Source organism: Agromyces sp. Root81, from assembly GCF_001429165.1.
Classification (GTDB): Bacteria; Actinomycetota; Actinomycetes; order Actinomycetales; family Microbacteriaceae; genus Agromyces.
Genome location: NZ_LMIR01000002.1, coordinates 348,100 through 369,475, shown reverse-complemented (window position 1 = coordinate 369,475; position 21,376 = coordinate 348,100). Strand labels below are relative to the sequence as shown.

Annotated in this window: 24 protein-coding genes and 1 tRNA gene; 18 read left to right on the top strand and 7 right to left on the bottom strand. The window is 70.4% G+C overall.

Annotated features, from left to right (window positions below):
- Positions 1-8: 8 nt before the first annotated feature.
- Entirely contained in the window at positions 9-695 is a 687-nt protein-coding gene (locus ASE14_RS06680) for a response regulator transcription factor (protein ID WP_056652602.1), read from the bottom strand.
- Positions 696-771: 76 nt separating this feature from the next.
- Between ASE14_RS06680 and ASE14_RS06675 the strand changes: the two genes are divergently transcribed.
- The 4 genes from ASE14_RS06675 to ASE14_RS06660 all read left to right on the top strand — a co-directional run bounded on the left by ASE14_RS06675 (position 772) and on the right by ASE14_RS06660 (position 3,795).
- Positions 772-1,086: a hypothetical protein gene (locus ASE14_RS06675; RefSeq protein WP_056652600.1), complete on the top strand. Its 315-nt coding sequence runs from the start codon at positions 772-774 to the stop codon at positions 1,084-1,086.
- Positions 1,087-1,241: 155 nt separating this feature from the next.
- Positions 1,242-1,850: an FABP family protein gene (locus tag ASE14_RS06670; RefSeq protein ID WP_056652597.1), complete on the top strand. Its 609-nt coding sequence runs from the start codon at positions 1,242-1,244 to the stop codon at positions 1,848-1,850.
- Positions 1,850-3,010 carry a folate-binding protein YgfZ gene (locus tag ASE14_RS06665; protein ID WP_056652594.1) on the top strand — a complete coding sequence of 387 codons (1,161 nt, stop codon included), beginning with the start codon at positions 1,850-1,852 and terminating at the stop codon, positions 3,008-3,010. The genes ASE14_RS06670 and ASE14_RS06665 overlap by 1 nt, the downstream gene beginning before the upstream one ends.
- 38 nt (positions 3,011-3,048) lie before the next feature.
- Complete coding sequence (locus ASE14_RS06660) at positions 3,049-3,795, top strand: phosphoglyceromutase (RefSeq protein ID WP_056652589.1); 747 nt, start codon at positions 3,049-3,051, stop codon at positions 3,793-3,795.
- 152 nt (positions 3,796-3,947) lie between these two features.
- Here ASE14_RS06660 and phoU read toward each other — a convergent pair whose 3' ends face one another.
- On the bottom strand, positions 3,948-4,607 hold the full coding sequence (phoU, locus tag ASE14_RS06655; protein WP_056652586.1) for a phosphate signaling complex protein PhoU: 660 nt from the start codon (positions 4,605-4,607) through the stop codon (positions 3,948-3,950).
- Between the two features lie 184 nt (positions 4,608-4,791).
- On the opposite strand from phoU, the gene ASE14_RS06650 reads away from it, so the two are divergent.
- Both ASE14_RS06650 and ASE14_RS06645 read left to right on the top strand, forming a co-directional pair.
- Positions 4,792-6,084: a cell wall metabolism sensor histidine kinase WalK gene (locus ASE14_RS06650; protein ID WP_082600273.1), complete on the top strand. Its 1,293-nt coding sequence runs from the start codon at positions 4,792-4,794 to the stop codon at positions 6,082-6,084.
- Positions 6,081-6,761, top strand: coding sequence for a response regulator transcription factor (locus ASE14_RS06645; protein ID WP_056652583.1), 681 nt, complete (start codon positions 6,081-6,083; stop codon positions 6,759-6,761). The genes ASE14_RS06650 and ASE14_RS06645 overlap by 4 nt, the downstream gene beginning before the upstream one ends.
- A 90-nt stretch (positions 6,762-6,851) precedes the next feature.
- Here ASE14_RS06645 and ASE14_RS06640 read toward each other — a convergent pair whose 3' ends face one another.
- A complete protein-coding gene (locus ASE14_RS06640; RefSeq protein ID WP_056652580.1) occupies positions 6,852-7,334 on the bottom strand; it encodes a hypothetical protein in 483 nt (160 codons plus the stop codon).
- Between the two features lie 157 nt (positions 7,335-7,491).
- On the opposite strand from ASE14_RS06640, the gene ASE14_RS06635 reads away from it, so the two are divergent.
- The 5 genes from ASE14_RS06635 to ASE14_RS06615 all read left to right on the top strand — a co-directional run bounded on the left by ASE14_RS06635 (position 7,492) and on the right by ASE14_RS06615 (position 12,599).
- Positions 7,492-7,974, top strand: coding sequence for a CarD family transcriptional regulator (locus ASE14_RS06635; protein WP_022889889.1), 483 nt, complete (start codon positions 7,492-7,494; stop codon positions 7,972-7,974).
- 139 nt (positions 7,975-8,113) lie between these two features.
- Positions 8,114-9,304: a bifunctional 2-C-methyl-D-erythritol 4-phosphate cytidylyltransferase/2-C-methyl-D-erythritol 2,4-cyclodiphosphate synthase gene (locus ASE14_RS06630; protein ID WP_056652577.1), complete on the top strand. Its 1,191-nt coding sequence runs from the start codon at positions 8,114-8,116 to the stop codon at positions 9,302-9,304.
- A 45-nt stretch (positions 9,305-9,349) separates the two neighbouring features.
- Positions 9,350-10,774, top strand: coding sequence for a cysteine--tRNA ligase (gene cysS / locus ASE14_RS06625; RefSeq protein WP_056652573.1), 1,425 nt, complete (start codon positions 9,350-9,352; stop codon positions 10,772-10,774).
- A complete protein-coding gene (gene rlmB / locus ASE14_RS06620; protein WP_056652570.1) occupies positions 10,771-11,793 on the top strand; it encodes a 23S rRNA (guanosine(2251)-2'-O)-methyltransferase RlmB in 1,023 nt (340 codons plus the stop codon). The genes cysS and rlmB overlap by 4 nt, the downstream gene beginning before the upstream one ends.
- Positions 11,794-11,885: 92 nt before the next feature.
- Positions 11,886-12,599 carry a hypothetical protein gene (locus tag ASE14_RS06615; RefSeq protein WP_157372855.1) on the top strand — a complete coding sequence of 238 codons (714 nt, stop codon included), beginning with the start codon at positions 11,886-11,888 and terminating at the stop codon, positions 12,597-12,599.
- Between the two features lie 28 nt (positions 12,600-12,627).
- Here ASE14_RS06615 and ASE14_RS06610 read toward each other — a convergent pair whose 3' ends face one another.
- Both ASE14_RS06610 and ASE14_RS06605 read right to left on the bottom strand, forming a co-directional pair.
- Positions 12,628-13,950, bottom strand: coding sequence for a DUF4032 domain-containing protein (locus tag ASE14_RS06610; RefSeq protein WP_056652564.1), 1,323 nt, complete (start codon positions 13,948-13,950; stop codon positions 12,628-12,630).
- Positions 13,951-14,200: 250 nt separating this feature from the next.
- Positions 14,201-15,301: an ABC transporter ATP-binding protein gene (locus ASE14_RS06605; protein ID WP_056652560.1), complete on the bottom strand. Its 1,101-nt coding sequence runs from the start codon at positions 15,299-15,301 to the stop codon at positions 14,201-14,203.
- Positions 15,302-15,549: 248 nt separating this feature from the next.
- Between ASE14_RS06605 and ASE14_RS06600 the strand changes: the two genes are divergently transcribed.
- From ASE14_RS06600 to ASE14_RS06590, 3 genes are all read left to right on the top strand, one after another.
- Complete coding sequence (locus tag ASE14_RS06600; RefSeq protein WP_056652558.1) at positions 15,550-16,476, top strand: thioredoxin domain-containing protein; 927 nt, start codon at positions 15,550-15,552, stop codon at positions 16,474-16,476.
- Between the two features lie 117 nt (positions 16,477-16,593).
- Positions 16,594-16,669 (top strand) — tRNA-Thr (locus ASE14_RS06595).
- Positions 16,669-17,757 (top strand): DMT family transporter, encoded by a 1,089-nt coding sequence (locus ASE14_RS06590; RefSeq protein ID WP_082600271.1) that lies wholly within the window; start codon positions 16,669-16,671, stop codon positions 17,755-17,757. Before ASE14_RS06595 ends, ASE14_RS06590 begins: the two co-directional genes overlap by 1 nt.
- Here the strand turns inward: ASE14_RS06590 and ASE14_RS06585 are convergent.
- Positions 17,741-18,271, bottom strand: coding sequence for a nitroreductase family protein (locus ASE14_RS06585; protein ID WP_056655932.1), 531 nt, complete (start codon positions 18,269-18,271; stop codon positions 17,741-17,743). The genes ASE14_RS06590 and ASE14_RS06585 overlap by 17 nt on opposite strands.
- A 24-nt stretch (positions 18,272-18,295) precedes the next feature.
- Positions 18,296-18,697: a peptide-methionine (R)-S-oxide reductase MsrB gene (msrB, locus tag ASE14_RS06580; RefSeq protein WP_056652555.1), complete on the bottom strand. Its 402-nt coding sequence runs from the start codon at positions 18,695-18,697 to the stop codon at positions 18,296-18,298.
- A gap of 161 nt (positions 18,698-18,858) precedes the next feature.
- Between msrB and ASE14_RS06575 the strand changes: the two genes are divergently transcribed.
- From ASE14_RS06575 to ASE14_RS06560, 4 genes are all read left to right on the top strand, one after another.
- Positions 18,859-19,200, top strand: a complete 342-nt coding sequence (locus tag ASE14_RS06575; RefSeq protein WP_235511131.1) for a DUF3263 domain-containing protein — start codon at positions 18,859-18,861, stop codon at positions 19,198-19,200.
- A gap of 28 nt (positions 19,201-19,228) precedes the next feature.
- On the top strand, positions 19,229-19,774 hold the full coding sequence (locus tag ASE14_RS06570) for a LytR C-terminal domain-containing protein (RefSeq protein WP_056652549.1): 546 nt from the start codon (positions 19,229-19,231) through the stop codon (positions 19,772-19,774).
- 265 nt (positions 19,775-20,039) lie between these two features.
- Positions 20,040-20,243: a cold-shock protein gene (locus tag ASE14_RS06565; RefSeq protein WP_056652546.1), complete on the top strand. Its 204-nt coding sequence runs from the start codon at positions 20,040-20,042 to the stop codon at positions 20,241-20,243.
- Positions 20,244-20,320: 77 nt separating this feature from the next.
- Positions 20,321-21,373 carry a DUF3048 domain-containing protein gene (locus ASE14_RS06560; protein ID WP_082600269.1) on the top strand — a complete coding sequence of 351 codons (1,053 nt, stop codon included), beginning with the start codon at positions 20,321-20,323 and terminating at the stop codon, positions 21,371-21,373.
- Positions 21,374-21,376: the final 3 nt, after the last annotated feature.

Genomic DNA, 21,376 nt, shown 5'->3' with positions numbered 1-21,376 from the left:
GGTGCAGGTCAACGGGCGGTGACGGGGGCGTCCTCGTCGTCTTCGTGCACATTGAATCGGTAGCCGACGTTGCGCACCGTGCCGATGAGGCTGTCGAGGTCGCCGAGCTTGGCCCGCAGCCGTCGCACGTGCACGTCGACGGTGCGGGTGCCGCCGAAGTAGTCGTAGCCCCACACCTCGCTCAGCAGCTGTTCGCGGGTGAACACGCGCGACGGGTGCGCCGCGAGGAAGCGGAGCAGCTCGAACTCCTTGTAGGTCAGGTCGAGCGTGCGGCCGTGCACCTTCGCGGAGTAGCTCGCCTCGTCGATCACGACGCCGGAGGTCTGGATGCGCTCGCTCGGGCGGGAGGACTGCGCGCGCCCGATCGCGAGCCTGATGCGCGCATCGAGCTCGGCCGGTCCGGCGTGCTCGAGCACGACGTCGTCGATGCCCCAGTCGGGCGTGACGGCGGTGAGTCCGCCCTCGGTGACGATCAGCACGAGCGGCACGGAGAGCCCGGTGGTGCGGAGGATCTGGGAGAGCGCCTTCGCGCCGGCGAGATTCGTGCGGGCGTCGAGGAAGACGAGATCGGATTCCGGCGCTCTGACCAGCTGCTCAGGCGAAGCGGGGATGATCCGCGTTCGGTGAGTCAGGAGTGACAGAGCCGGAAGAACTTCATCGTTGGCTGCCGGCGACAAGATCAGCAGCTGCGCCACGCACACCCTCCAGTAGTAAGGTGCGGTCAATACTACGGGACGCTTCGAGGCGCTCCGCGACACGAACGGGGAGACGATGACGGACGAGACCGACACGAGCAGCGGATGGCTCGGCATCGCGCTCGTCTGGGCGATCGCACTCATCGGGGCGATCGTGGTCGTGACTCTCGCCTACGCCGGAAACGGCGCATGGTTCGGCGACACCTCGACGGTCGGCGTCTACGGTGCGCTCGGCGTGGTGCTCGCGGCATCCGTCATCGGCGCGCTCATCGTGCAGCTGGCGACGCGCCGCCCCGAGGGCTTCGTCGTGCGGGTGAGCTGGAGCATCACGGGTGCGGCTGCGATCGTCGCGATCGCCGCCGTCGCGGTGGCGCCCATCGCGATGGCCTGAGCGGGATAGACTCGGAGCATGTCTGAGCTGCTCGCCCTCGAACTCCTCTTCATCGGCCTGCTCGGCCTCGCGAGCCTCGCGATCGCGTGGATCAGCGGTGTGGTCGTCTACAAGCTCTTCAAGGGCCAGCGCTAGGTGCTGGTGAAGACGTGGCGATGATCGAGCTGCCCGTCGACCTCCCGGCAGAGCTCGTACCGCTCTCCTGGCTCCTCGGCGTCTGGGAGGGGTCGGGCGTCATCGACTACAAGATCGGCGAGGAGTCGATCACCCACGAGTTCGGCCAGCGCGTCAGCTTCAGTCACGACGGCCTGCCGCACCTGAACTACACCTCGTACACGTGGCTGTTCCCCACCGAGGAGGGCGGCGAACCGACGCCGCTCGTCACCGAGACCGGCTACTGGCGGCTCGCCCGCGAACTCGACGACGGCGACCAGGGCCCCGGCATGCTGCCCTCGATCGGCGAGCCGCGCTTCACCGACGCCGAGTCGGTCGAGTCGCTGCGCAACGCGGAGGGCGGCTTCGACATCGAGGTCTCGCTCGTGCACCCCGGTGGTGTCAGCGAGCTCTACCTCGGCCAGGTCTCGGGGCCGCGGGTCGACCTCGCGACCGATGCCGTCATGCGCGGGAGCGGAGCGAAGGAGTACGCGGCGGCCACCCGCCTCTACGGACTCGTCGACGGACACCTGCTCTGGGCGTGGGACATCGCCGCCCTCGGCCAAGACCTCCGCACCCACGCGTCCGCCCGACTCGCGAAGGTCGACTGATGACCGCCTCACCGTTCCTCGCCCTGCCCGCCGCGGTCGCCGCCGAGGGCGTCGACACCGGTGTCGCCGGCCACTACGGCAACCCCATCGTCGAGCAGCGCCACCTCGAGCGCGGCGCGGCGATCGTCGACCTCTCGAACCGCGGCGTCGTGACCGTCACCGGCCCCGACCGACTGTCCTGGCTGCACTCCATGGCGAGCCAGGCGCTCGCCCGCCTGCAGCCCGGTGACGGCGCCGAGGCGCTGCTGCTCGACGCCTCCGGCCGGGTCGAGCACGCCGCGCACGTGATCGACGACGGCGAGACGACCTGGCTCATCGTCGAGGGCGACGAGGCTGCGGGCCTCGCCGCATTCCTCGACCGCATGCGTTTCATGCTCCGTGTCGAGGTCGCCGACGCGAGCGGCGAGGTCGCCGTGCTCGGCGCCATGTCGACGGCCGCGCTCGACGCCGCGACCCCGGCGTTCGCCCCCGCCGGCGTGGCGCTCGACTGGGTCGACCCGTGGGCGCACCCGCGCCCCGGGGGTCACCAGTACGCGCACGACGCCGGCCACCCGGCATCCGAGTGGCACTGGATCGAACGCATCGTGCCGCGCACCGCACTCGTCGAAGCGGCCGATGCCGTGCGCGCCGGCACGGTCGACGCAGCCGGCTCGATGGCGGCGGAGGCCCTGCGCGTCGCCGCCTGGCGACCCCGGCTCGCGACCGAGGTCGACGAGCGCACCATCCCGCACGAGCTCGACTGGCTGCGCAGTGCCGTCGACCTCGGCAAGGGCTGCTACAAGGGCCAGGAGACGGTCGCGAAGGTGCTGAACCTCGGTCGGCCGCCGCGCCGGCTCGTGCTCCTCCACCTCGACGGCAGCGACACCGTGCTGCCGGCCCCGGGCGACGAGGTCGTCGGCGAGAAGGTGCGCCCCGAGCCCGCAGAGGGCGAAGCGCCCGAACGCAAGGTGGTCGGCCGCATCACGACGGCGGTCATGCACCACGAGCTCGGGCCGGTCGCGCTCGCGGTCGTGAAGCGGGCGGTGCCCGCCGACCTTCCGCTCATCGTGCTGAGCCACGGCGTCGAGGTCGCGGCCGCTCAGGTCGAGATCGTACCGGCCGACTCGGGCGCCGCCGTCGAGGTGCCGCGCCTGCCGCGCCTCGGCGTGCACAAGCGGTGACGACACGACGACGGATGCCTCGCCGGTAGGCTGATCGCATGCCTCACACCCTCGTGCTGCTTCGCCACGGCAACAGCGAATGGAACCAGAAGAACCTGTTCACCGGTTGGGTCGACGTGCGGCTCAGCGAACTCGGTACCGCCGAGGCGGCCCGCGCCGGCGAGCTGCTCGCCGAGTCGGGCCTGCTGCCCGACGTGCTGCACACCTCGGTGCTCACGCGTGCGATCCAGACGGCGAACATCGCTCTCGACGTCGCCGACCGTGCATGGATCGATGTGCGTCGCTCGTGGCGCCTCAATGAGCGCCACTACGGCGCGCTGCAGGGCCTCGACAAGGCCGAGACGCTCGAGAAGTACGGCCCCGAGCAGTTCCAGCTCTGGCGCCGTTCGTTCGACGTGCCGCCGCCCGTGCTCGCCGACGACGCCGAGTACTCGCAGGTCGGCGATCCGCGCTACGCGAACCTCGACGATTCCGAGCTGCCCCGCACCGAGTGCCTGAAAGACGTCATCGCGCGCATGCTGCCGTACTGGCAGTCCGACATCGTGCCCGACCTCGCGGCCGGCAAGACGGTGCTGGTGACCGCGCACGGCAACTCGCTGCGCGCTCTTGTGAAGCATCTCGACGGCATCAGCGACGACGACATCGCGGAGCTCAACATCCCGACCGGCATCCCGCTGGTCTACCGCCTCGACGACGACTTCATGCCGCTCGGCCCGGGGGAGTACCTCGACCCCGCGGCCGCAGCGGCCGGCGCTGCCGCCGTCGCCGCGCAGGGCAAGAAGTAGCTTCAGCTCCCACGAACGACGAAGGCCCGGCGGATGTCGCATCCGCCGGGCCTTCTCGCACGTTCACGCACCCGCGATCGGGACGCCTCGTTTCGCTCAGGACCGCGGATATCGCGGGTCCGGTGCGAAACGAGTGATCCCGCGGCGCTGGGTCAGAGCGCGGACTTCTCGGGGTCCCAATCGCCCGTGGCGAGGTACTGTACCTTCTTGGCGATCGACACCGCATGGTCGGCGAAGCGCTCGTGGTATCGGCTTGCGAGGGTGGCGTCGACCGTGTCGACGGCCTCGCCCTTCCACGTCTCGCCGAGCACCTTGTCGAAGACCTGCAGGTGGAGGGCGTCGATCTTGTCGTCCTCGTTGCGGATCTCCTCGGCGAGGTGCACGTCCTCGGTGCGCAGCAGCTCGACGAGCCGGCGGGCGATCTCGACGTCGAGCCGGCCCATCTCGGCGAACGTCGGCCGCAGGGACTTCGGCACGACCTTGTCGGGGAAGCGGTAGCGGGCGAGCTGGGCGATGTGCGTCGACATGTCGCCCATGCGCTCGAGCGAGGCACTGATGCGCAGGGCGCTCACGACGATGCGGAGGTCGCGCGCGACCGGCTGCTGGCGGGCGAGGATCGTGATCGCGAGCTCGTCGAGCGCGACCGTCTCCTGGTCGATGCGGTCGTCGTCGGCGATCACCTCCTCTGCGAGGCTCACGTTGGACTCGTTGAACGCACGCGTCGCCTTGTCGATCGAATCGGCGACGAGGCCGGCGAGCTCGACGAGCCCTTCCTGCACCTCGCGCAGTTCCTGCTGGAACACCTCACGCATGTCTTCGAATCCTTCTCTGCTCTGGCCCGTGCCGGGCGCGGACGTGCCCGGGCATTCCGGCCCTCGGGGCATCCTCCCGGCGCAAGATGAACAACAGGTGCCGGGACGCTGAATACTCGTTAACGTACCGCCGCACAGCGGGACAACGGCGGATCGGGCTCGAGCGGCTCGTTAGTCTGGTGCCATGGACTCCACCTGGACGGTGCTCACCGCCCTGGCCTTCGGCATATTCCTCGGCGCCGCATTCATGATCGTGCTGCACATGGCCGAGCGTCGCGGCTCGAGCGCGGCGAAGGTCGTCGCGCCGACGATCCCCGACGGGGTCGACCAGGTGCTCGAGGTGCTGGAGTCCGCGGGCGTCGTGCTCGACCCCTCGAACAACGTGCTCCGCGCCTCGCCCGGCGCGCTCGCGATGGGGCTCGTGCGCCAGCAGGCGCTCGTGCATCCCGAGCTGCTCGAGCTCGCGGCATCCGTTCGACGCGGCGGCGAGCCGCTGGTCGACGAGGTGACCGTGGCGCGTGGGCCGTTCGGCGAGTCGACGATGCGCCTGCACGTGCGCGTCGCCCGACTCGGCACCCGATTCGTGCTGCTGCTCGCAGAGGACCGCACCGAGGCGCACCGCCTCGACGAGGTGCGCCGCGACTTCGTCGCCAACATCAGCCACGAACTCAAGACGCCGATCGCCTCGGTGAGCCTCCTCGCCGAGGCGCTCGACCAGGCTGCGGACGAACCCGAGCAGGTGCGCCGGTTCGCCGGACGCCTCTCGGTCGAGGCCGCGCGGCTCGCGCACATCACGAGCGAGGTCATCGAGCTGTCGCGACTGCAGGCCCGCGATGCGCTGCGGCCCGACCGTCTCGTGCGGATCGACCAGGTCATCGCCGCAGCCGTCGACCAGAACCGCATCGTGGCCGGAGCCAAGCAGGTCGAGGTCGCCGTGCGCGCCTCGACGAAGAAGGCCGAGGTCTACGGCGACAAGGCGCTCCTCGTCGTCGCGGTGCACAATCTCATCGCCAACGCGATCGCGTACTCGAACCCGGGCGGCAGGGTCGGCGTCGGGGCGAAGGTCGACGGCGACGTCGTCGAGATCGCGGTCACCGATCAGGGCATCGGCATCGAGGCCGACGACCTCGAGCGCGTGTTCGAACGCTTCTACCGGGTCGACCAGGCCCGCTCCCGCAACACCGGCGGCTCGGGGCTCGGCCTCAGCATCGTCAAGCACACCGTGCAGAACCACGGCGGTGACGTGCGCGTGTGGTCGCAGCCGGGTCGCGGTTCGACGTTCATGATCCGGCTGCCGCTCGCCGAGGCCGCGATCGAACCGGGTGCCGAAGACGCACTGGAGGCGGCGTCCGCCGAATCCGGCGGACGCCCCGTCGAGCGTCGAGCGGATGCCGCGGAATCGCGCTCCCCGAAGCGCCGCTCGTCAGCACCATCGGCTGCGAAACTCGCAGCCTCCGATCGAGGAGACCGTACGTGACCCGCATCCTGCTCGTCGAAGACGAGATCGCACTGAGCGACCCGCTGAGCTTCCTGCTCGAACGAGAGGGCTACGAGGTGGAGGTCGCGGCAGACGGCCCGTCGGCCGTCGAGGCCTTCGACCGGGCGGGCGCCGACCTCGTGCTCCTCGATCTCATGCTCCCGGGGCTGCCCGGCACAGAGGTGTGCCGCGAGATCCGCAGCCGCTCGACGGTGCCGATCATCATGCTCACGGCGAAGGACTCCGAGATCGACATCGTCGTCGGCCTCGAGCTCGGGGCCGACGACTACGTCACGAAGCCCTACTCGACGCGCGAGCTGCTCGCGCGCATCCGCGCGGTCCTCCGCCGGCGCATCGAGATCGAGGACTTCGACGAGGCCGTCATCGAGGGGGGCCGCGTGCGCATGGACGTCGACCGGCACACGGTCGAGGTCGATGGCGAGCCCGTGCCCATGCCGCTCAAGGAATTCGAGCTGCTGGAGCTGCTCATGCGCAATCCGGGCCGGGTGCTCACGCGCGGCCAGCTCATCGACCGGGTCTGGGGATCGGACTACTTCGGCGACACGAAGACGCTCGACGTGCACATCAAGCGCATCAGATCGAAGATCGAGCAGCAGCCGTCGGAGCCGGTGCAGCTCGTCACCGTTCGCGGCCTCGGGTACCGCTTCGAGGCCTGATCGGGCGCGGCGCCCTGCCGCCGCGGCACATGCGAAACGGGTGGGATGCCGAAGCATCCCACCCGTTTCGTCGTCTGTCGCCGCGCCGGGCTACGGAACGAGGTTCTCGTACTCGGGGAGGCGGCCGTCGAGCACCGGAATGAGCTTCTCGACGCCCTCGGCGCCCGAGTACTGGAAGAACATGGGCAGGAACGCCCCGGGGAGAGTGTCGATGTCCTCGAGCACGATGGGATCGACCACATCGGTGCCCTCGACGTCGTCGACGCCGAATGCGACTTCGGAGCCGGCCTCGACCTCGATGGTCTGCGTCTCGCCGCCGCCGACGCCGAACTGCACGTCGAGCGAGACGTCTTCGGTGCCGTTGTTGACGACCGTCATGACGAGCGTGCCGTCGACGCCGTCTTCGGAGACGACGAGGATGTTGCGGAGGTCGAGGTCGCCGACGTCGACCGAGACGCCGTCGCTGGCGTCGTAGTGCTCCGTCGTCGCCTGATAGGTGATCATCGAGCAGCCGCTCGCGCCGAGCGCGATGCCGAGGGCCAGAGCAGCGGATGCCGCGAGACGCGCCTTCACAGAACCTCCAAGTGCGTGGTGCGCACGAGCGGAGGCCCGGGCGCGAAGGGATCGGAACCGAGCATATCGTACGAGCGGCACCCGCCTCGAGAGGAGGCGGAACCTTAGCACGATCCCGAATGTGATATCCTGATAGTTGCCGAAAGGACATCTATTCATGCTTTTTGAGGTTGGCGAAACCGTCGTTTACCCCCACCACGGTGCCGCAACGATCACCGAGGTCAAGAAACGCATCATCAAGGGTGAAGAGAAGCTCTACCTCAAGCTGAACGTCACGCAGGGAGACCTCGTCATCGAGGTGCCTGCTGAGAACGTCGACCTGGTCGGCGTTCGCGACGTCATCGGCAAGGAAGGCCTCGACAAGGTCTTCGAGGTGCTGCGCGCCCCCTTCACCGAGGAACCGACCAACTGGTCGCGTCGATACAAGGCGAACCTCGAGAAACTCGCCTCCGGCGACGTGATCAAGGTCTCCGAGGTCGTGCGCGACCTGTGGCGCCGCGATCAGGACCGCGGTCTCTCCGCCGGTGAGAAGCGAATGCTCGCCAAGGCGCGCCAGATTCTCATCTCCGAGCTCGCGCTCGCTGAGAAGACCGACGAAGAGGCGGCTTCGACCGTGCTCGACGAAGTGCTCGCCTCCTAGCGCGAGGGACTTCACGAACGGCGGGTGCCCATGCACCCGCCGTTCGTCGTTTCACGGCGGGTACGACGGCGGATGCCCTGCGCCGCGCACTCGTCCGTTCCCCGCTGCCGCGGGACTCCGGCGCGACTACGCTCGAACCGTGAGTTCAGCGATCGCCGTCATCGTCGTCGCCGCGGGCAGCGGCACCCGGCTCGGGCATGCCGAGCCCAAGGCCTTCGTGCCGCTCGGCTCCGGCACGGTGCTCTCCGTCGCGGTCGATTCCGTGCTCGGCATGCGCGAGACCCCGCACCTCGTGCTCGTGGTGCCCGGCGATCGCGTCGAGTCGACCAGGTCGCTCTTCGCGCCGGTCGCCGCGAGAGCTGCGGCCGCGATCGACGTCGTCGCCGGAGGCCGGACCCGGCAGGAGTCCGTCGCCAGCGGCCTGGCCGAGCTCCCCGCCTCGGTCGACACCGTGCTCGTGCACGACGCCGCGCGCGCACTCGCGCCGGCACTGCTCTTCGACGAGGTCGCCGGAGCCGTGCGGGCGCGTCGACGCGGCATCGTGCCGGCGCTCGATGTCGTCGACACGGTCAAGCGCGTCTCGGTCGACGGGCGCGTGCTCGAGACCGTCGACCGGTCGACTCTCCGGGCCGTGCAGACGCCGCAGGGCTTCCCGCGCTCGTCGCTCGACCACGCGTACGCCACGGCGCACGGGGAGTTCACGGACGACGCGGCGCTCGTGGCATCCGCCGGTCTCATCGTCGACGTGGTGCCCGGCGACGTGCGCGCATTCAAGATCACCGTGCCCGCCGACCTGCATCGCGCGGAGCAGCTCGCCGCGGAGCGGGCGGCGGCGGCGACGCCGGCCGCGTCCGCGCCGCGCATCGGCACCGGCACCGACGTCCACGCGTTCGCCGACGACGACGGCGCCCCGCTCTGGCTCGCCGGTCTCGAGTGGCCGGGCGAACGCGGACTCTCGGGGCACTCCGACGGCGACGCCGCCGCGCATGCGATCTGCGACGCACTCCTCGCCGCCGCGGGCCTCGGCGACGTCGGCCAGGTGTTCGGCACGGCCGACGCCCGCTTCGCGGGCGCCCACGGCGAGGTGTTCCTCGCCGAGACCCGGCGACTCGTCGAAGCCGCCGGCTGGCGGGTGGGCAACGTGACCGTGCAGATCGTCGGCAACCGTCCGAAGCTCGCGCCGCGCCGCGCCGAAGCCGAGGCCCTGCTCTCGCGAGTGCTCGACGCACCCGTGAGTGTCGCGGCCACCACGAGCGACGCGCTCGGGTTCACCGGTCGCGGCGAGGGCGTCGCGGCGATCGCGACGGCGATGCTGCTGCCGCGCGGGTGAACCGTCGCGCAGGGGGCTGACACGCCCGGCCGGTAGGCTTGGCGGGTGACCGTGCGACTCTACGACTCGAAGGCCCAGGCCCTGCGCGACTTCGCGCCCCTGCGCGATGGGCGCGTCGGCATGTACGTCTGCGGTCCGACCGTGCAGTCGAGCCCGCACATCGGTCACCTCCGCAGTGCGCTCGTCTACGACATCATGCGCCGATGGTTCGCCTACCGCGGCAACGACGTCGCCTTCGTGCGCAACGTCACCGATATCGACGACAAGATCCTGAACGCGGCGACCGACAACGGCACCGATGAGGAATGGTGGGCCCTGGCCTACCGCGTCGAACTCGAGTTCAGCGCCGCCTATGCCTCGCTCGGCATCATGGCACCCACCTATGAACCTCGCGCCACGGCGAGCATCGCCCAGATGCAGCAGCTCATCGCACGGCTCATCGAGCTCGGCCACGCCTATGCGGCCCCCGATGGCTCGGGCGACGTGTACTTCGACACCGCGAGCTGGCCCGCCTACGGCGAGCTCACCCGCCAGGCGCGCGACAACATGGAGGCGGCGGCCGACGCCGACCCGCGCGGCAAGCGCGACTCCCGCGACTTCGCGCTCTGGAAGGGCCGCAAGGCGACGGAACCCGAATCGGCGAGCTGGGCGTCGCCGTGGGGCGACGGCCGCCCGGGCTGGCACATCGAGTGCTCGGCCATGGCGACGCGCTACCTCGGCGCCGAGTTCGACATCCACGGCGGCGGCCTCGACCTGCGGTTCCCGCACCACGAGAACGAGCTCGCCCAGTCGACCGCGGCCGGCGACGGCTACGCCCGCTACTGGGTGCACAACGGCCTCGTGAACATCGGCGGGCAGAAGATGTCGAAGTCGCTCGGCAACTCCGTCTACGCCGCGGAGCTGTTCGAACTCGCGTCGCCGCTCGCCGTCCGATACCTCCTGGGCGCCGCCCACTACCGATCGACGCTCGACTACACGCCCGGCTCGCTCGCCGAGGCCGAGGCGGCCGTCGATCGCGTGCGCGGCTTCCTCACCCGGGTCGAGCGGCGACTGGCCGGCACCCGGTATGCCGGCGTCGGCGCCCCCGTGATCCCCGACGCGTTCGCCGCGGCGATGGACGACGACCTCGGCGTGCCGCAGGCGCTCGCCGTGCTGCACGACACGGTGCGAGCCGGCAACCAGTCGCTCGACGCCGAGGAACTCCGCGACGCCGCCGTGGCGCACGGCCAGGTCGTCGCCATGGTCGAGGTGCTCGGCATCGACCCGCGCGACCCCCGCTGGGCGGCGGCCGACGCCGGCCCCGCGGCATCCGCGCTCGACGCACTCGTCGCGCGCCTCATCGAAGACCGACAGGCTGCGCGCGAGTCGAGGGACTACGCTGCCGCAGACCGCATCCGCGCCGAACTCTCGGCCGCGGGAATCACCATCGAAGACAGTTCTACCGGAACGCATTGGAGCTTGGGACTATGAAGGGCAGCAGCGGCAAGTCGCGCGCCGGAGCCGTGCGGAAGGCGAAGAACAAGCAGGTCGGCTCGGGCGGCCAGGGCCGCCAGGCCCTCGAGGGCAAGGGGCCGACGCCGAAGGCCGAGGACCGCGCCTGGCATCCCGCCGGCAAGCGGAAGGCGGCGCAGGAGCGGTACACCTCCGCCGGTGGCAAGCGGGTCGCAGGGCAGGGTTCCGGGCAGCGTGCGGGCGCCCCGCGCGGTGCGTCCGGTGCCGCTCGCCGGGCGAAGTCGGGCGACGAGTCCGAGATCGTGACCGGCCGCAACTCCGTCGTCGAGGCGCTGCGCGCCCGCATCCCCGCCACGACGCTCTACGTCGCGTCGCGGGTCGAGATGGACGACCGGGTCCGCGAGGCGATGAAGGTCGCCACCAATCGAGGCATCCCGATCCTCGAGGTCATGCGCCCCGAGCTCGACCGGCTCGCCGGCGAGGGAGGAGTGCACCAGGGGCTCGCGCTCAAGGTGCCGCCCTACGAGTACTCGCACCCCATCGAGCTGCTCGACGAGGTGCTCGCCCGTGACGAGACGCCGCTGTTCGTGGCCCTCGACGGCATCACCGATCCGCGCAACCTCGGCGCGATCCTGCGCTCGACCGGCGCGTTCGGCGGGCAGGGCGTCATCGTTCCGCAGCGTCGATCCGTCGGCGTGAACTCGGCGGCGTGGAAGACCTCGGCCGGCGCTGCGGCGCGCGTGCCCGTGGCGATGGCCCCGAACCTCACGCAGACGCTCAAGGCGCTGAAGGAGCGGGGCGTCTTCGTGCTCGGCCTCGACGGCGACGGCGATGTCTCGCTGCCCGGCCTCAGCTGGGCCGATCGGCCGATCGTGATCGTCGTGGGCAGTGAAGGCAAGGGGCTTTCGCGACTCGTCGCCGAGACCTGCGATGCGATCGTCTCGATCCCGATCTCGGCCGCGACCGAGTCGCTCAACGCCGGCATCGCCGCATCCGTCACGCTCTACGAGATCTCGAAGCTCCGCGCCGACAGCTGAACGCTGCTCGGCAGCGCTGGCGGGCGGACGCCCGATCGGCGTACCCTCGTTCCGTGCGCGCCTCGTGCGCGCGGGCGTCGGGGGTGGGAGAGGTGCCTGACGAATCGGAACGCGATCGACTCGCTGCGCGCGCCTACTCGCGCGAAGCCGAGTCGGAGCCCGTCGAATCGTTCGTCGACCCCGACTCGGGCGAGACCGTGCGCACGCGACGTTCGGCGTGGGAGCTGAGGGAGTACGACCGCCGCATCGCGAGCGCGGCGCGGCTGTCGACTGTTCCGCACGACGAGCCGGCCGACGAAGACGAGACCCGAACAGCCGCTGCGGCACCGCGGATCGTGTCCGCCGCGCCGCGCACCAGGGTGGTGTTGCTGTCGGCACTCGGCGGCGCGGCGATCGCCGCCGTGGTGTTCTCGGCGGCGACCATCGGACGTGAGCTGCAGCCGTCTCCGTCGCCATCGGCGCCGCCACCGGCGACGATGATGCTCGCGATGTTCGCCGGCAGTCGGTTTCCGCAGGTCGACCCCGGCGACGCCGTGACCGCGGGGTTCGAACCCGGGTCGTTCCGGCTCCTGGTCGACGGCGGCGGTGCCGACGACGCCGTCGCGCTCTACGCGGCCAAACGCGGAGGCGACGAGTACTGCTTCGTCGCGGTGAACGCGCACGGCCGGCGTGTCGCCGACTGCTCGACGCCCGAGCACGTCGGCGAGCACGGCCTCGAGATGACGGTCGATGCGGTGCGCGACGGGCAGCTCGGTGCGGTGACCGTGCGCTGGGGGCGCGACGGCATCATCCGCGTCGACCCCTGAACCCGGGATCGCCGAGCGGATGCTGCGATCAGACGTTCGCGCGCCAGTCGCCGTCGTCGTCGGGGTCGAGCGCGGCGAACGCCGCCGTGTCGGTCGACGGGATCGTCTCGATCGGCACGGTGAACGCCCCGGTCGGCGGGCCGATCACCGTCGCCTCGTCGCGCCGGTGCCGCAGCACGGTGTTGATGTACGAGCTCACGGCCTCGGCGAGTGGGATGTCGTGACCGACCTGCTGCGCCAGGAACCAGCGGTGATCGAGCAGCTGGTGGAAGACCTCCGCGGGCTCGAGCTTGCCGCGCAGCTCGAGCGGGATCGCCCGCACCACGGGTTCGAACACGCGCATGAGCCACTCGTGCGCGACCATCTCCTCGTCGAGTTCGGTCTTGCCGTACGCGGCACGGTAGGAGTCGAGGTCGTTCAGCAGTCGTCGAGCCTGGTTCTCGCCCGCGTCGAGGCCCGTCAGCCGCAGCAGTCGTCGCTGGTGGTGGCCGGCGTCGACGACCTTCGGCTGGATGCGCACGGTCGTGCCCGATTCATCCGTCTTGATCGCGAGTTCTTCGATGTCGAAGCCGAGCTCGTTCAGCCGGTTCACGCGTTCGTTGATGCGCCAGCGCTCTGCGCTCGAGAACGACTCGGAACCGGTGAGCTCGGTCCAGAGGCTGCGGTAGGCCTCGACGATGCCGTTCGAGATGTTGACGGGGTCGAGTTCATCGGCGACCTTGCCACCGGCCTCGAGGTCGAGCAGCTCGCCGGCGATGTTCACGCGGGCGATCTCGAGGTCGTTCTCCCGCTGCCCGTTCGAGAGGCCGCCCTCGTACAGCTTGCCGGTCTCGGCATCGACGAGGTAGGCGGCGAAGGCGCCGGCGTCGCGGCGGAAGAGCGTGTTCGACAGCGAGACGTCGCCCCAGAAGAAGCCCACGATGTGCAGGCGCACGAGCAGCACGGCGAGGGCGTCGACGAGTCGCGTCGCCGTGTCGGGCCGCAGCGTCTGCGAGAACAGCGCCCGGTAGGGGAGCGAGAACCGCAGGTGGCGGGTGACGAGCACCGGCTTCAGTGCCTCGGCCTCCTCGTCGGTGCGGTTCGTGATGACCGCGACCGGGTCGACGCACGGGACGTCGAGCCGCTGCAGGGTGCGCAGCATCTCGTATTCGCCCTTGGCCATCTCGGCGGTCGTCTCCTTGATCGCCACGATGTGGGCGCCGAGGTGAGCGAACCGCACGAGGTGGCGCGAGATGCCCTTGGGCAGCGCCGCGATCGTGTCATTCGGCCAGGCCTCGAGCGGGAGATCCCACGGAAGATCGAGGAGCGCAGGGTCAGCCATGGCCGAGGTGATGGAAAGTGATCCGCTCATGTTCGCCTCAGCGTAGTCGGGTCAGGCTGCATCGAAACGGCGTGATGGAAAGTGATCCGCTCATGCGTGATGGAAAGTGATCCGCTCATGTTCGCCTCAGCGTAGTCGGGTCAGGCTGCATCGAAACGGCGTGATGGAAAGTGATCCGCTCATGTTCGCSTCAGCGTAGTCGGGTCGTGATCGGATGTCGCGGAGACGACGATGCCGGCCGGGCAGAAGCCCGGCCGGCATCACCGATCGACAGGGTGGGTCAGCCGACCACGGCCTTGTTGCCGAGGCGCTCGCCCGACTCCGCGTCGAACAGGTGCACGTGGTGCGGCGTCGCCGTGAGGTAGACCTTGTCGCCGGCGCTCGGGTGCATGCGGCCGTCGACGCGGGCGACGATGTCGGTGCGCTTGCCCTCGACCATGGAGTGGCCGTACAGGTAGCCGTCGGCTCCGAGCTCCTCGACGAGGTCGACCTCGACCGCGAGGCCTTCGCCTTCGACCGGGGAGACGGTGATGTCCTCGGGGCGCACGCCGATGGTGGCGATCTTGCCGCTCGACTGGGCGAGCGTCTCGCGGTCGACCGGAACGGTCGCGGTGCCGAACCGCACGCCGTCGTCGACGAGGTCGGCGTGGAAGAGGTTCATGGCGGGGGAGCCGATGAAGCCGGCGACGAACACGTTGTTCGGCTTCTCGTAGAGGTCGCGCGGGGTGCCGACCTGCTGGAGGATGCCGTCCTTCAGCACGGCGATGCGGTCGCCCATGGTGAGGGCCTCGGTCTGGTCGTGCGTGACGTAGACGGTCGTGACGCCGAGACGGCGCTGCAGCGAGGCGATCTGGGTGCGGGTCTGCACGCGGAGCTTCGCGTCGAGGTTCGACAGCGGCTCGTCCATGAGGAAGACCTGGGGCTGGCGCACGATCGCGCGGCCCATGGCGACGCGCTGGCGCTGGCCGCCCGAGAGCGCCTTCGGCTTGCGGGCGAGGTAGGGCTCGAGGTCGAGGAGCTTGGCCGCCTCGAGCACCCGAGCGGCACGCTCCTCCTTGCCGACGCCGGCGATCTTGAGCGCGAAGCCCATGTTCTCGGCGACGGTCATGTGCGGGTAGAGCGCGTAGTTCTGGAAGACCATCGCGATGTCGCGGTCCTTCGGCGGCACGTCGGTGACGTTGCGGTCCCCGATGAAGATGTTGCCGTCGTTGACCTCTTCGAGGCCCGCGAGCATGCGGAGCGAAGTGGACTTGCCGCAGCCCGAGGGGCCGACGAGCACGAGGAATTCGCCATCGGCGACCTCGAGGTCGAGCTGGTCGACGGCCGGACGGGTGCCGCCGGGGTAGAGGCGGGTGGCCTTGTCGAACGTGACTGACGCCATGATTCGTGTTCTCCTTCACCGGCAGGTACGTGCCGGACGATCCGTAGTGATGGACTGCGTCGACGCTGACGCCCCCTCAGTATCGCACGCGCGATGGGATGCTCCGTACACCGGCCGAAGGCGGCGCTCAGCGCGGATCCGGCGAGTTCGCGGAATCCGTTTGGGTGTTTCACAGCCATCGTCCCTACTATCGTGTTTGCGTCCGCATGCATACATGCGCGCCCACACAGCGACCGGAGTGACCATCGATGAGCAACGGCGGATCGAATCAGCCACGCCCCACCCGTAACGAGCAGCGCGAAGCCGCGCGCGAGAAGGCGCGGGAGCTCCGCGAGGAGCAGAAGAAGCGCGAGCGACGCAACAAGGTGCTCATCCAGGGCGGCGTCATCGTCGCCGTCCTCGCGGTCGCTGCCCTCATCGGCGGCCTGATCTTCAACAGCGTGAAGCCGGCCGGCCCCGGCCCCGCCAACATGGCGAGCGACGGCATCCTGCTCACGGGCGTCGACGGCGTGATCACCCCGACCGAGACGCCCGCGCTGGCGGCGGGTGCGACGCCCAAGCCGACGGTGCCCGACGACAGCGGCACGGTGGCGAACATCGTCACGTACATCGACTACCTGTGCCCGTTCTGCGGCCAGTTCGACGTCACCAACGCCGATTCGATCCGCACGATGGTCGAATCCGGCGCGGCGACGCTCGAGGTGCATCCCATCGCCCTGCTGACCAACAAGTCGGCCGGCACCCAGTACTCGCTGCGCGCGGCGAACGCCGCCGCCTGCGTGGCGGACACCTCGCCCGAGTCCTTCTTCGACTTCAACGCGCTGCTCTTCGAGAACCAGCCCGAAGAGACCTCCGTCGGCCTCAACAACGCCGAACTCAAGTCCCTCGCGAAGGAGGCGGGCGTGAGCTCGCTGTCGACGATCGAGAAGTGCATCGACGACACCCAGTTCAAGAAGTGGGTGCAGGATGCCACGACGCGCGCCCTGACCGAGCCGGTGCCCAACTCCGAACTCGAGTCGATCACCGGCACCCCGACGGTGCTCGTGAACGGCAAGCAGTACGAGGGCTCGCTGAAGGACCCGGCGGAGTTCCAGTCGTTCGTGCTGCAGGCGACCGGTGAGACCTTCTCCGAATCGACGTCGACGCCGTCGCCGACGCCCACCCCGGCGCCGTAACCCGGCGACAACGCCTCGAAGGCCCGGCCGTGTGCCGGGCCTTCGTGCGTTCGGGGGCGCGTCGGCGGGTGATGCCGTCCGTCGTCGATCGGTAGGATGTCGTCGAGGCATCCCCTCGCCGGCTTGGCGCAATTGGTAGCGCACCGCTCTTGTAAAGCGGTGGTTGCGGGTTCGAGTCCCGCAGCCGGCTCCATGAACCAGCACGCAGCCCCTGACCACCAGCCGTCGACGGGCACCGAAGCCGCTCACCCTCACGCGCACGTCGAGCGGTCGCACATCCCGCTCTGGGTCGCCCTCGTGCTCGCCCTGCTGTTCGGTGCGGGCACCGCGCTGCAGTCCCGCGTCAACGGGCAGCTCGCGGTGGCGCTCGACGACCCGTACACGGCGGCGACGATCTCCTTCGGCAGCGGCCTCGTCATCCTGCTCGTCGTGCTCAGCATGTGGAAGCCGGGTCGCGCGGGACTCGCGAGGGTCGGCGGCGCACTCCGCCGGCGCGAGCTCGCCTGGTGGATGGTGCTCGGCGGCCTGGCCGGCGCCTGGTTCGTGACCACGCAGGGACTCTCGGCGGGCGTCATCGGAGTCGCGCTGTTCACGATCGCGATCGTCGCCGGGCAGACCGTCGGCGGCATCGTGTTCGACCTCGTCGGGCTCGGCCCGGGCGGGCGTCGCCCGCTCAGCGCGACCCGCGTGATCGGCGCACTGCTCGCGCTCGCCGCGATCGGCTGGGCGGTGTCCGCGCAGGTCGCCGGCGACGCGCCGGTGCTGCTCATGGTGCTGCCGTTCATCGCCGGGATCGGGGCGGCATGGCAGCAGGCCGTGAACGGCCGGGTGAAGGCCGTCGCAGACAGCGCTCTCACCGCGACCGTGATCAACTTCACCGTGGGCACGACGGCGCTCGTCGTCGTGATGCTCGTGCACGCGGCATCCGCAGGCTGGCCCGAGGCGCTCCCGACCGAGCCCTGGCTCTACGCGGGCGGCGCACTCGGCTGCATCTTCATCGCGGGACAGGCGATGGTGGTGCGCCGGCTCGGCGTGCTGCTGCTCGCCCTCTGCGGCGTCGCGGGGCAGCTCGTCGCCGCCCTCGCCCTCGATCTCCTGCTGCCGACCGCCGATCGGCCGGTCGGCATCGCCACGATCGGCGGCACCGTGCTCGCCCTCGTCGCCGTGGGTGTCGCGTCGATCCGCTGGGGTCGCCGCAAGCACGTGCAGCCGCCGGCCGACGATTCGCCCGCCGACGAGTCGGAGGGCGACTCGGCCGTCGAGGTCACGCGAGCGAGCTGAACCTCGACACTGCGTCGACCTCGGGGCGGCGATCGGCACGGGCGCCGTCGGGCAGCCCGCCGACGTACAGCCAGCCGAGCAGTCGCTCGCCTTCGGCCAGGCCGTGCGCCTCTGCGACGAGCGGATGCCGCGTGTGCGGCCCCGAGCGCCACATGACGCCCCACCTCGCGTCGTCGAGGAGCAGGCTCAGCTGATGGGCGACGCCCGCGGCGACCGCCTCCTGTTCCCAAGCGGGAACCTTGAAGTGCGCGGTCGTGGTCGCGACGATCGCGAGCAGCAGAGGTGCGCGCAGCGGCTTGGCCGCGAGGCGGGCGCCGTGCTCGCCGCCGAGACCGGCGGCCGCCGCAAGCGCGTCACCGAGGCGGTTCCGAGCCTCGCCGCGCAGCGCGATGACCCGCCAGGGGCGCAGCGCCGCGTGATCGGCGACCCGGCCGGCCGCCTCGAGCAGCGCGATGATCTCGTCGTCGCCGGGCGCGGCATCCGTGACCTTCGGCGCCGAGCGCCTCGCGAGCATCGCCTCCCGAATGGAGCCCGCCACTCAGGACTCGGCTGAGAAGTCGAGGGCGATGGAATTCATGCAGTACCGGTCGCCCGTCGGCGTGCCGAAGCCGTCGGGGAAGACGTGCCCGAGGTGCGAGCCGCAGTTCGCACAACGCACCTCGGTGCGCACCATGCCGAGCGAGGAGTCCTCGATGAGCTGGACCGCCTCGGGTCGCACGGACTCGTAGAAGCTCGGCCAGCCGCAGCCCGAGTCGAACTTCGTACCGCTCTTGAACAGCTCGGCTCCGCAGGCGGCGCAGGAATAGACGCCGGCGCGCTCCTCGTCGAGCAGCTCGCCCGTCCACGGGCGTTCGGTCGAGGCCTCGCGGAGCACGGCGTACTGCTCGTCGCCGAGCTCGGCGCGCCACTCTTCGTCGGTCTTGTCAACGTTGTACGCCATGAAGCGTCCTCCCCGTGCTCGGTCGGTGCCCCTCCATGCTCGCAGGTCTGCCTGTGGGTTCCGACATCCGATGCAACGCCGCCCGGCGCTGTCGTGTTCCGCCGCGGCGGGCGGTCACACGCCGCAACCGCTCGGCGTCCGCACGGGCGGCGGTGTCTAGGATGACGAGCAGGCGGAGCATCCGGCTCGCCGCGACGGGAGGACCGATGAGCGCCGAGCGCCTGCCGCACCGCCCCGTCGAATCGGTGCTCGACGAGCGCGACGAGCGAGTGCTCGCATTCGAGTCGCGCGCCTGGCAGCACCCGGGTGCGAAAGCGGAGGCGATCCGCGACGAGTTCGGCATCTCGGCCGCCCGGTACTATCGGATCCTCGGCGAGCTCATCGATACGCCCGCGGCCCTGCGGCACGACCCGATGCTGGTCAAACGACTGCAGCGGATGCGTGCGGCCCGAGCGGCGGCGCGATCGCGGCGCTCGCTCTCGATCGGCCGACCGCTCGACTGAGCGCGGCCCCGACACGACGACTGGACCCATGGCGCAGAAGTTCCCCCGCGATCGTTTCGACTCGATCCCGCACGGCATCGACCGTGTCGGTGCGCATCGAGCGCCGGCTCGCCGCGGCGCCGGATGGATACTCTTCGGCTGGGCCACCCTCGTGACCGTGGTGCTCGTCGCCGTCGGCATCGGCGGTGTCATGCTCTTCAATGATCGCCTGAACTTCGGCGAGCAGCCGGTCGCGACGCCGAGCGCGACGCCCGTCGTGACGGCCGAACCGGTCATCGCCCCCGACATCCCGGTGCTCGTGCTGAACGGCACCGCGACGGCCGGACTCGCGGCGAAGGCGGCGGAGACGCTCACGGCCAACGGCGTGCCGGTGGGATCGACGGCGAACGCGAGCGACGACACGCTCACCGAGACGGTCGTCTACTACACGACCCCCGACCTCGAGGGCGCCGCCCGCGGCGTCGCGCAGTTCCTGCCTGAGGCCGACGTGCGGGTGTCAGAGCAGTTCGCCGCCACGGGCAACCAGCTCGTCGTCGTGCTGGGGTCCGACTACGCCACTGCCACGGCCGGCTGATCGGGCAGCGCCCAGCGTCGGGCAGCGCCCAGCGTCGGGCAGCGCTCAGCGTCGGGCAACGCCCGAGCGCGGCCCGAATCGTTGCCATTCCGATATCCGCTCGGCTCCGGAGGCTCTTGTGCAGCAGCGCCCTGTCGTGAGTATCTGGATGCGGCCGCTCCGGCCCGATCGCACGGTTCCGTCCCTGGAGCCACGCGAGCGGGCGATCGGCCCGGCACAGGCCACGGGCCGGTGCTGATCGGACACGGCAACATGGGAGCAACGCATGGCGAACGGAACCGTCAAGTGGTTCAACGCTGAAAAGGGCTACGGATTCATCACCGTCGACGAGGGTGGCCAGGACGTCTTCGTCCACTACTCCGCCATCGACATGTCGGGGTACAAGGTCCTCGAAGAGGGCCAGCAGGTCGTCTTCGAGGTCGGCACGGGCTCGAAGGGGCCGCAGGCCGAAGGCGTCCGCCTGGCCTGAACTCGACTCGCGGAGCGCGTCGCCGGTCCGGCGGCGCGTTCCCGCGTCTTCGCAGGGGCCCGCGCTACGCTGACCGCATGGCAGCGCCGGCCGACCGGGCCTCGCGAGGGCGGGGAGCGCGATTCGGTGTGGTCGTCCTTGCGGCGGCCATACTGCTGACGGGCTGCCAGTCGGCGCCCGGCCCCGACCCCGTCGCGAGCGAGACGGCGCCCAGGCCATCGGGCGACGCAGGAGCATCCGCCGTGTCGTTCGCACCGCTGCGCGGCACCGCTGCGGAGGCCTCGTCGCTCGCCCATCCCTCGATCGCCGTGAAGATCGACAACCACGAGGAGGCGCGTCCGCAGATCGCGCTGAACCGGACGGACATCGTGTTCGAGGAGCTCGTCGAGGGCGGTCTCACCCGCTACGTCGCGGTCTGGCATTCGGATGTCCCCGACGAGGTCGGCCCCGTGCGCTCCATCCGTCCGATGGACCCCGACATCGCCTCGCCGCTCGGCGGCATCATCGCCTACTCGGGCGGCCAGGACCAGTTCGTCGCGATGATGATGGCGACGCCGCTCGTGAACATCGTCTTCGACTTCGACGACACCGGTCTCTTCTACCGGGCCGACGAACGGCCCGGCCCTCACGACGTGATCCTCCGATCCGCGGAGGCCGTCTCGCGGAACGCCTCGCTCGCCCCGCCGCCCGTGCAGTTCCATTACGGCACGGCCGATCCGCTCGCCGCGCCGGCGCTCGCCGCGGTCCCGACGTCACGGATCGAGCTCGTCTTCTCGGACGGGCGGTTCCCCGCATGGGACTGGGATGCCGCGGCATCCGTGTGGCTCCGTTCGCAGGAGGGCTCGCCCGATGCGGAGGCCTCGGGGGAGCGGGTGCGCGCCACGAACGTCGTGACCGTGCGGGTCGCCATCGACGGGAGTTACGGCGAGGTGCCGAAGACCGTCATGATCGGCTCGGGCGAGGCGTGGGTGTCGGTCGCGGGCCGCACTGCGCACGGCACCTGGTCGAAGGATGCCGCGGGGTCGCCGATCACCCTCACCGCCGACGACGGTTCGCCGTTGCGTCTGGCCCCCGGCAACACCTGGGTGGAGCTCGTGCCCGGCGAGGGTTCTGCGACGTTCACGCCCTGAGCG

What these genes read in the sequence shown, in the direction of transcription:
- ASE14_RS06675 (WP_056652600.1), top strand. Translation starts at nt 772, where the DNA reads ATGACGGACGAGACCGACACGAGCAGCGGATGGCTCGGCATCGCGCTC.
- ASE14_RS06670 (WP_056652597.1), top strand. Translation starts at nt 1,242, where the DNA reads ATGATCGAGCTGCCCGTCGACCTCCCGGCAGAGCTCGTACCGCTCTCC.
- ASE14_RS06665 (WP_056652594.1), top strand. Translation starts at nt 1,850, where the DNA reads ATGACCGCCTCACCGTTCCTCGCCCTGCCCGCCGCGGTCGCCGCCGAG.
- ASE14_RS06660 (WP_056652589.1), top strand. Translation starts at nt 3,049, where the DNA reads ATGCCTCACACCCTCGTGCTGCTTCGCCACGGCAACAGCGAATGGAAC.
- phoU (WP_056652586.1), bottom strand. Translation starts at nt 4,607, where the DNA reads ATGCGTGAGGTGTTCCAGCAGGAACTGCGCGAGGTGCAGGAAGGGCTC.
- ASE14_RS06650 (WP_082600273.1), top strand. Translation starts at nt 4,792, where the DNA reads ATGGACTCCACCTGGACGGTGCTCACCGCCCTGGCCTTCGGCATATTC.
- ASE14_RS06635 (WP_022889889.1), top strand. Translation starts at nt 7,492, where the DNA reads ATGCTTTTTGAGGTTGGCGAAACCGTCGTTTACCCCCACCACGGTGCC.
- rlmB (WP_056652570.1), top strand. Translation starts at nt 10,771, where the DNA reads ATGAAGGGCAGCAGCGGCAAGTCGCGCGCCGGAGCCGTGCGGAAGGCG.
- ASE14_RS06610 (WP_056652564.1), bottom strand. Translation starts at nt 13,950, where the DNA reads ATGAGCGGATCACTTTCCATCACCTCGGCCATGGCTGACCCTGCGCTC.
- ASE14_RS06605 (WP_056652560.1), bottom strand. Translation starts at nt 15,301, where the DNA reads ATGGCGTCAGTCACGTTCGACAAGGCCACCCGCCTCTACCCCGGCGGC.
- ASE14_RS06600 (WP_056652558.1), top strand. Translation starts at nt 15,550, where the DNA reads ATGAGCAACGGCGGATCGAATCAGCCACGCCCCACCCGTAACGAGCAG.
- ASE14_RS06590 (WP_082600271.1), top strand. Translation starts at nt 16,669, where the DNA reads ATGAACCAGCACGCAGCCCCTGACCACCAGCCGTCGACGGGCACCGAA.
- ASE14_RS06585 (WP_056655932.1), bottom strand. Translation starts at nt 18,271, where the DNA reads ATGCTCGCGAGGCGCTCGGCGCCGAAGGTCACGGATGCCGCGCCCGGC.
- msrB (WP_056652555.1), bottom strand. Translation starts at nt 18,697, where the DNA reads ATGGCGTACAACGTTGACAAGACCGACGAAGAGTGGCGCGCCGAGCTC.
- ASE14_RS06575 (WP_235511131.1), top strand. Translation starts at nt 18,859, where the DNA reads ATGACGAGCAGGCGGAGCATCCGGCTCGCCGCGACGGGAGGACCGATG.
- ASE14_RS06570 (WP_056652549.1), top strand. Translation starts at nt 19,229, where the DNA reads ATGGCGCAGAAGTTCCCCCGCGATCGTTTCGACTCGATCCCGCACGGC.
- ASE14_RS06565 (WP_056652546.1), top strand. Translation starts at nt 20,040, where the DNA reads ATGGCGAACGGAACCGTCAAGTGGTTCAACGCTGAAAAGGGCTACGGA.
- ASE14_RS06560 (WP_082600269.1), top strand. Translation starts at nt 20,321, where the DNA reads ATGGCAGCGCCGGCCGACCGGGCCTCGCGAGGGCGGGGAGCGCGATTC.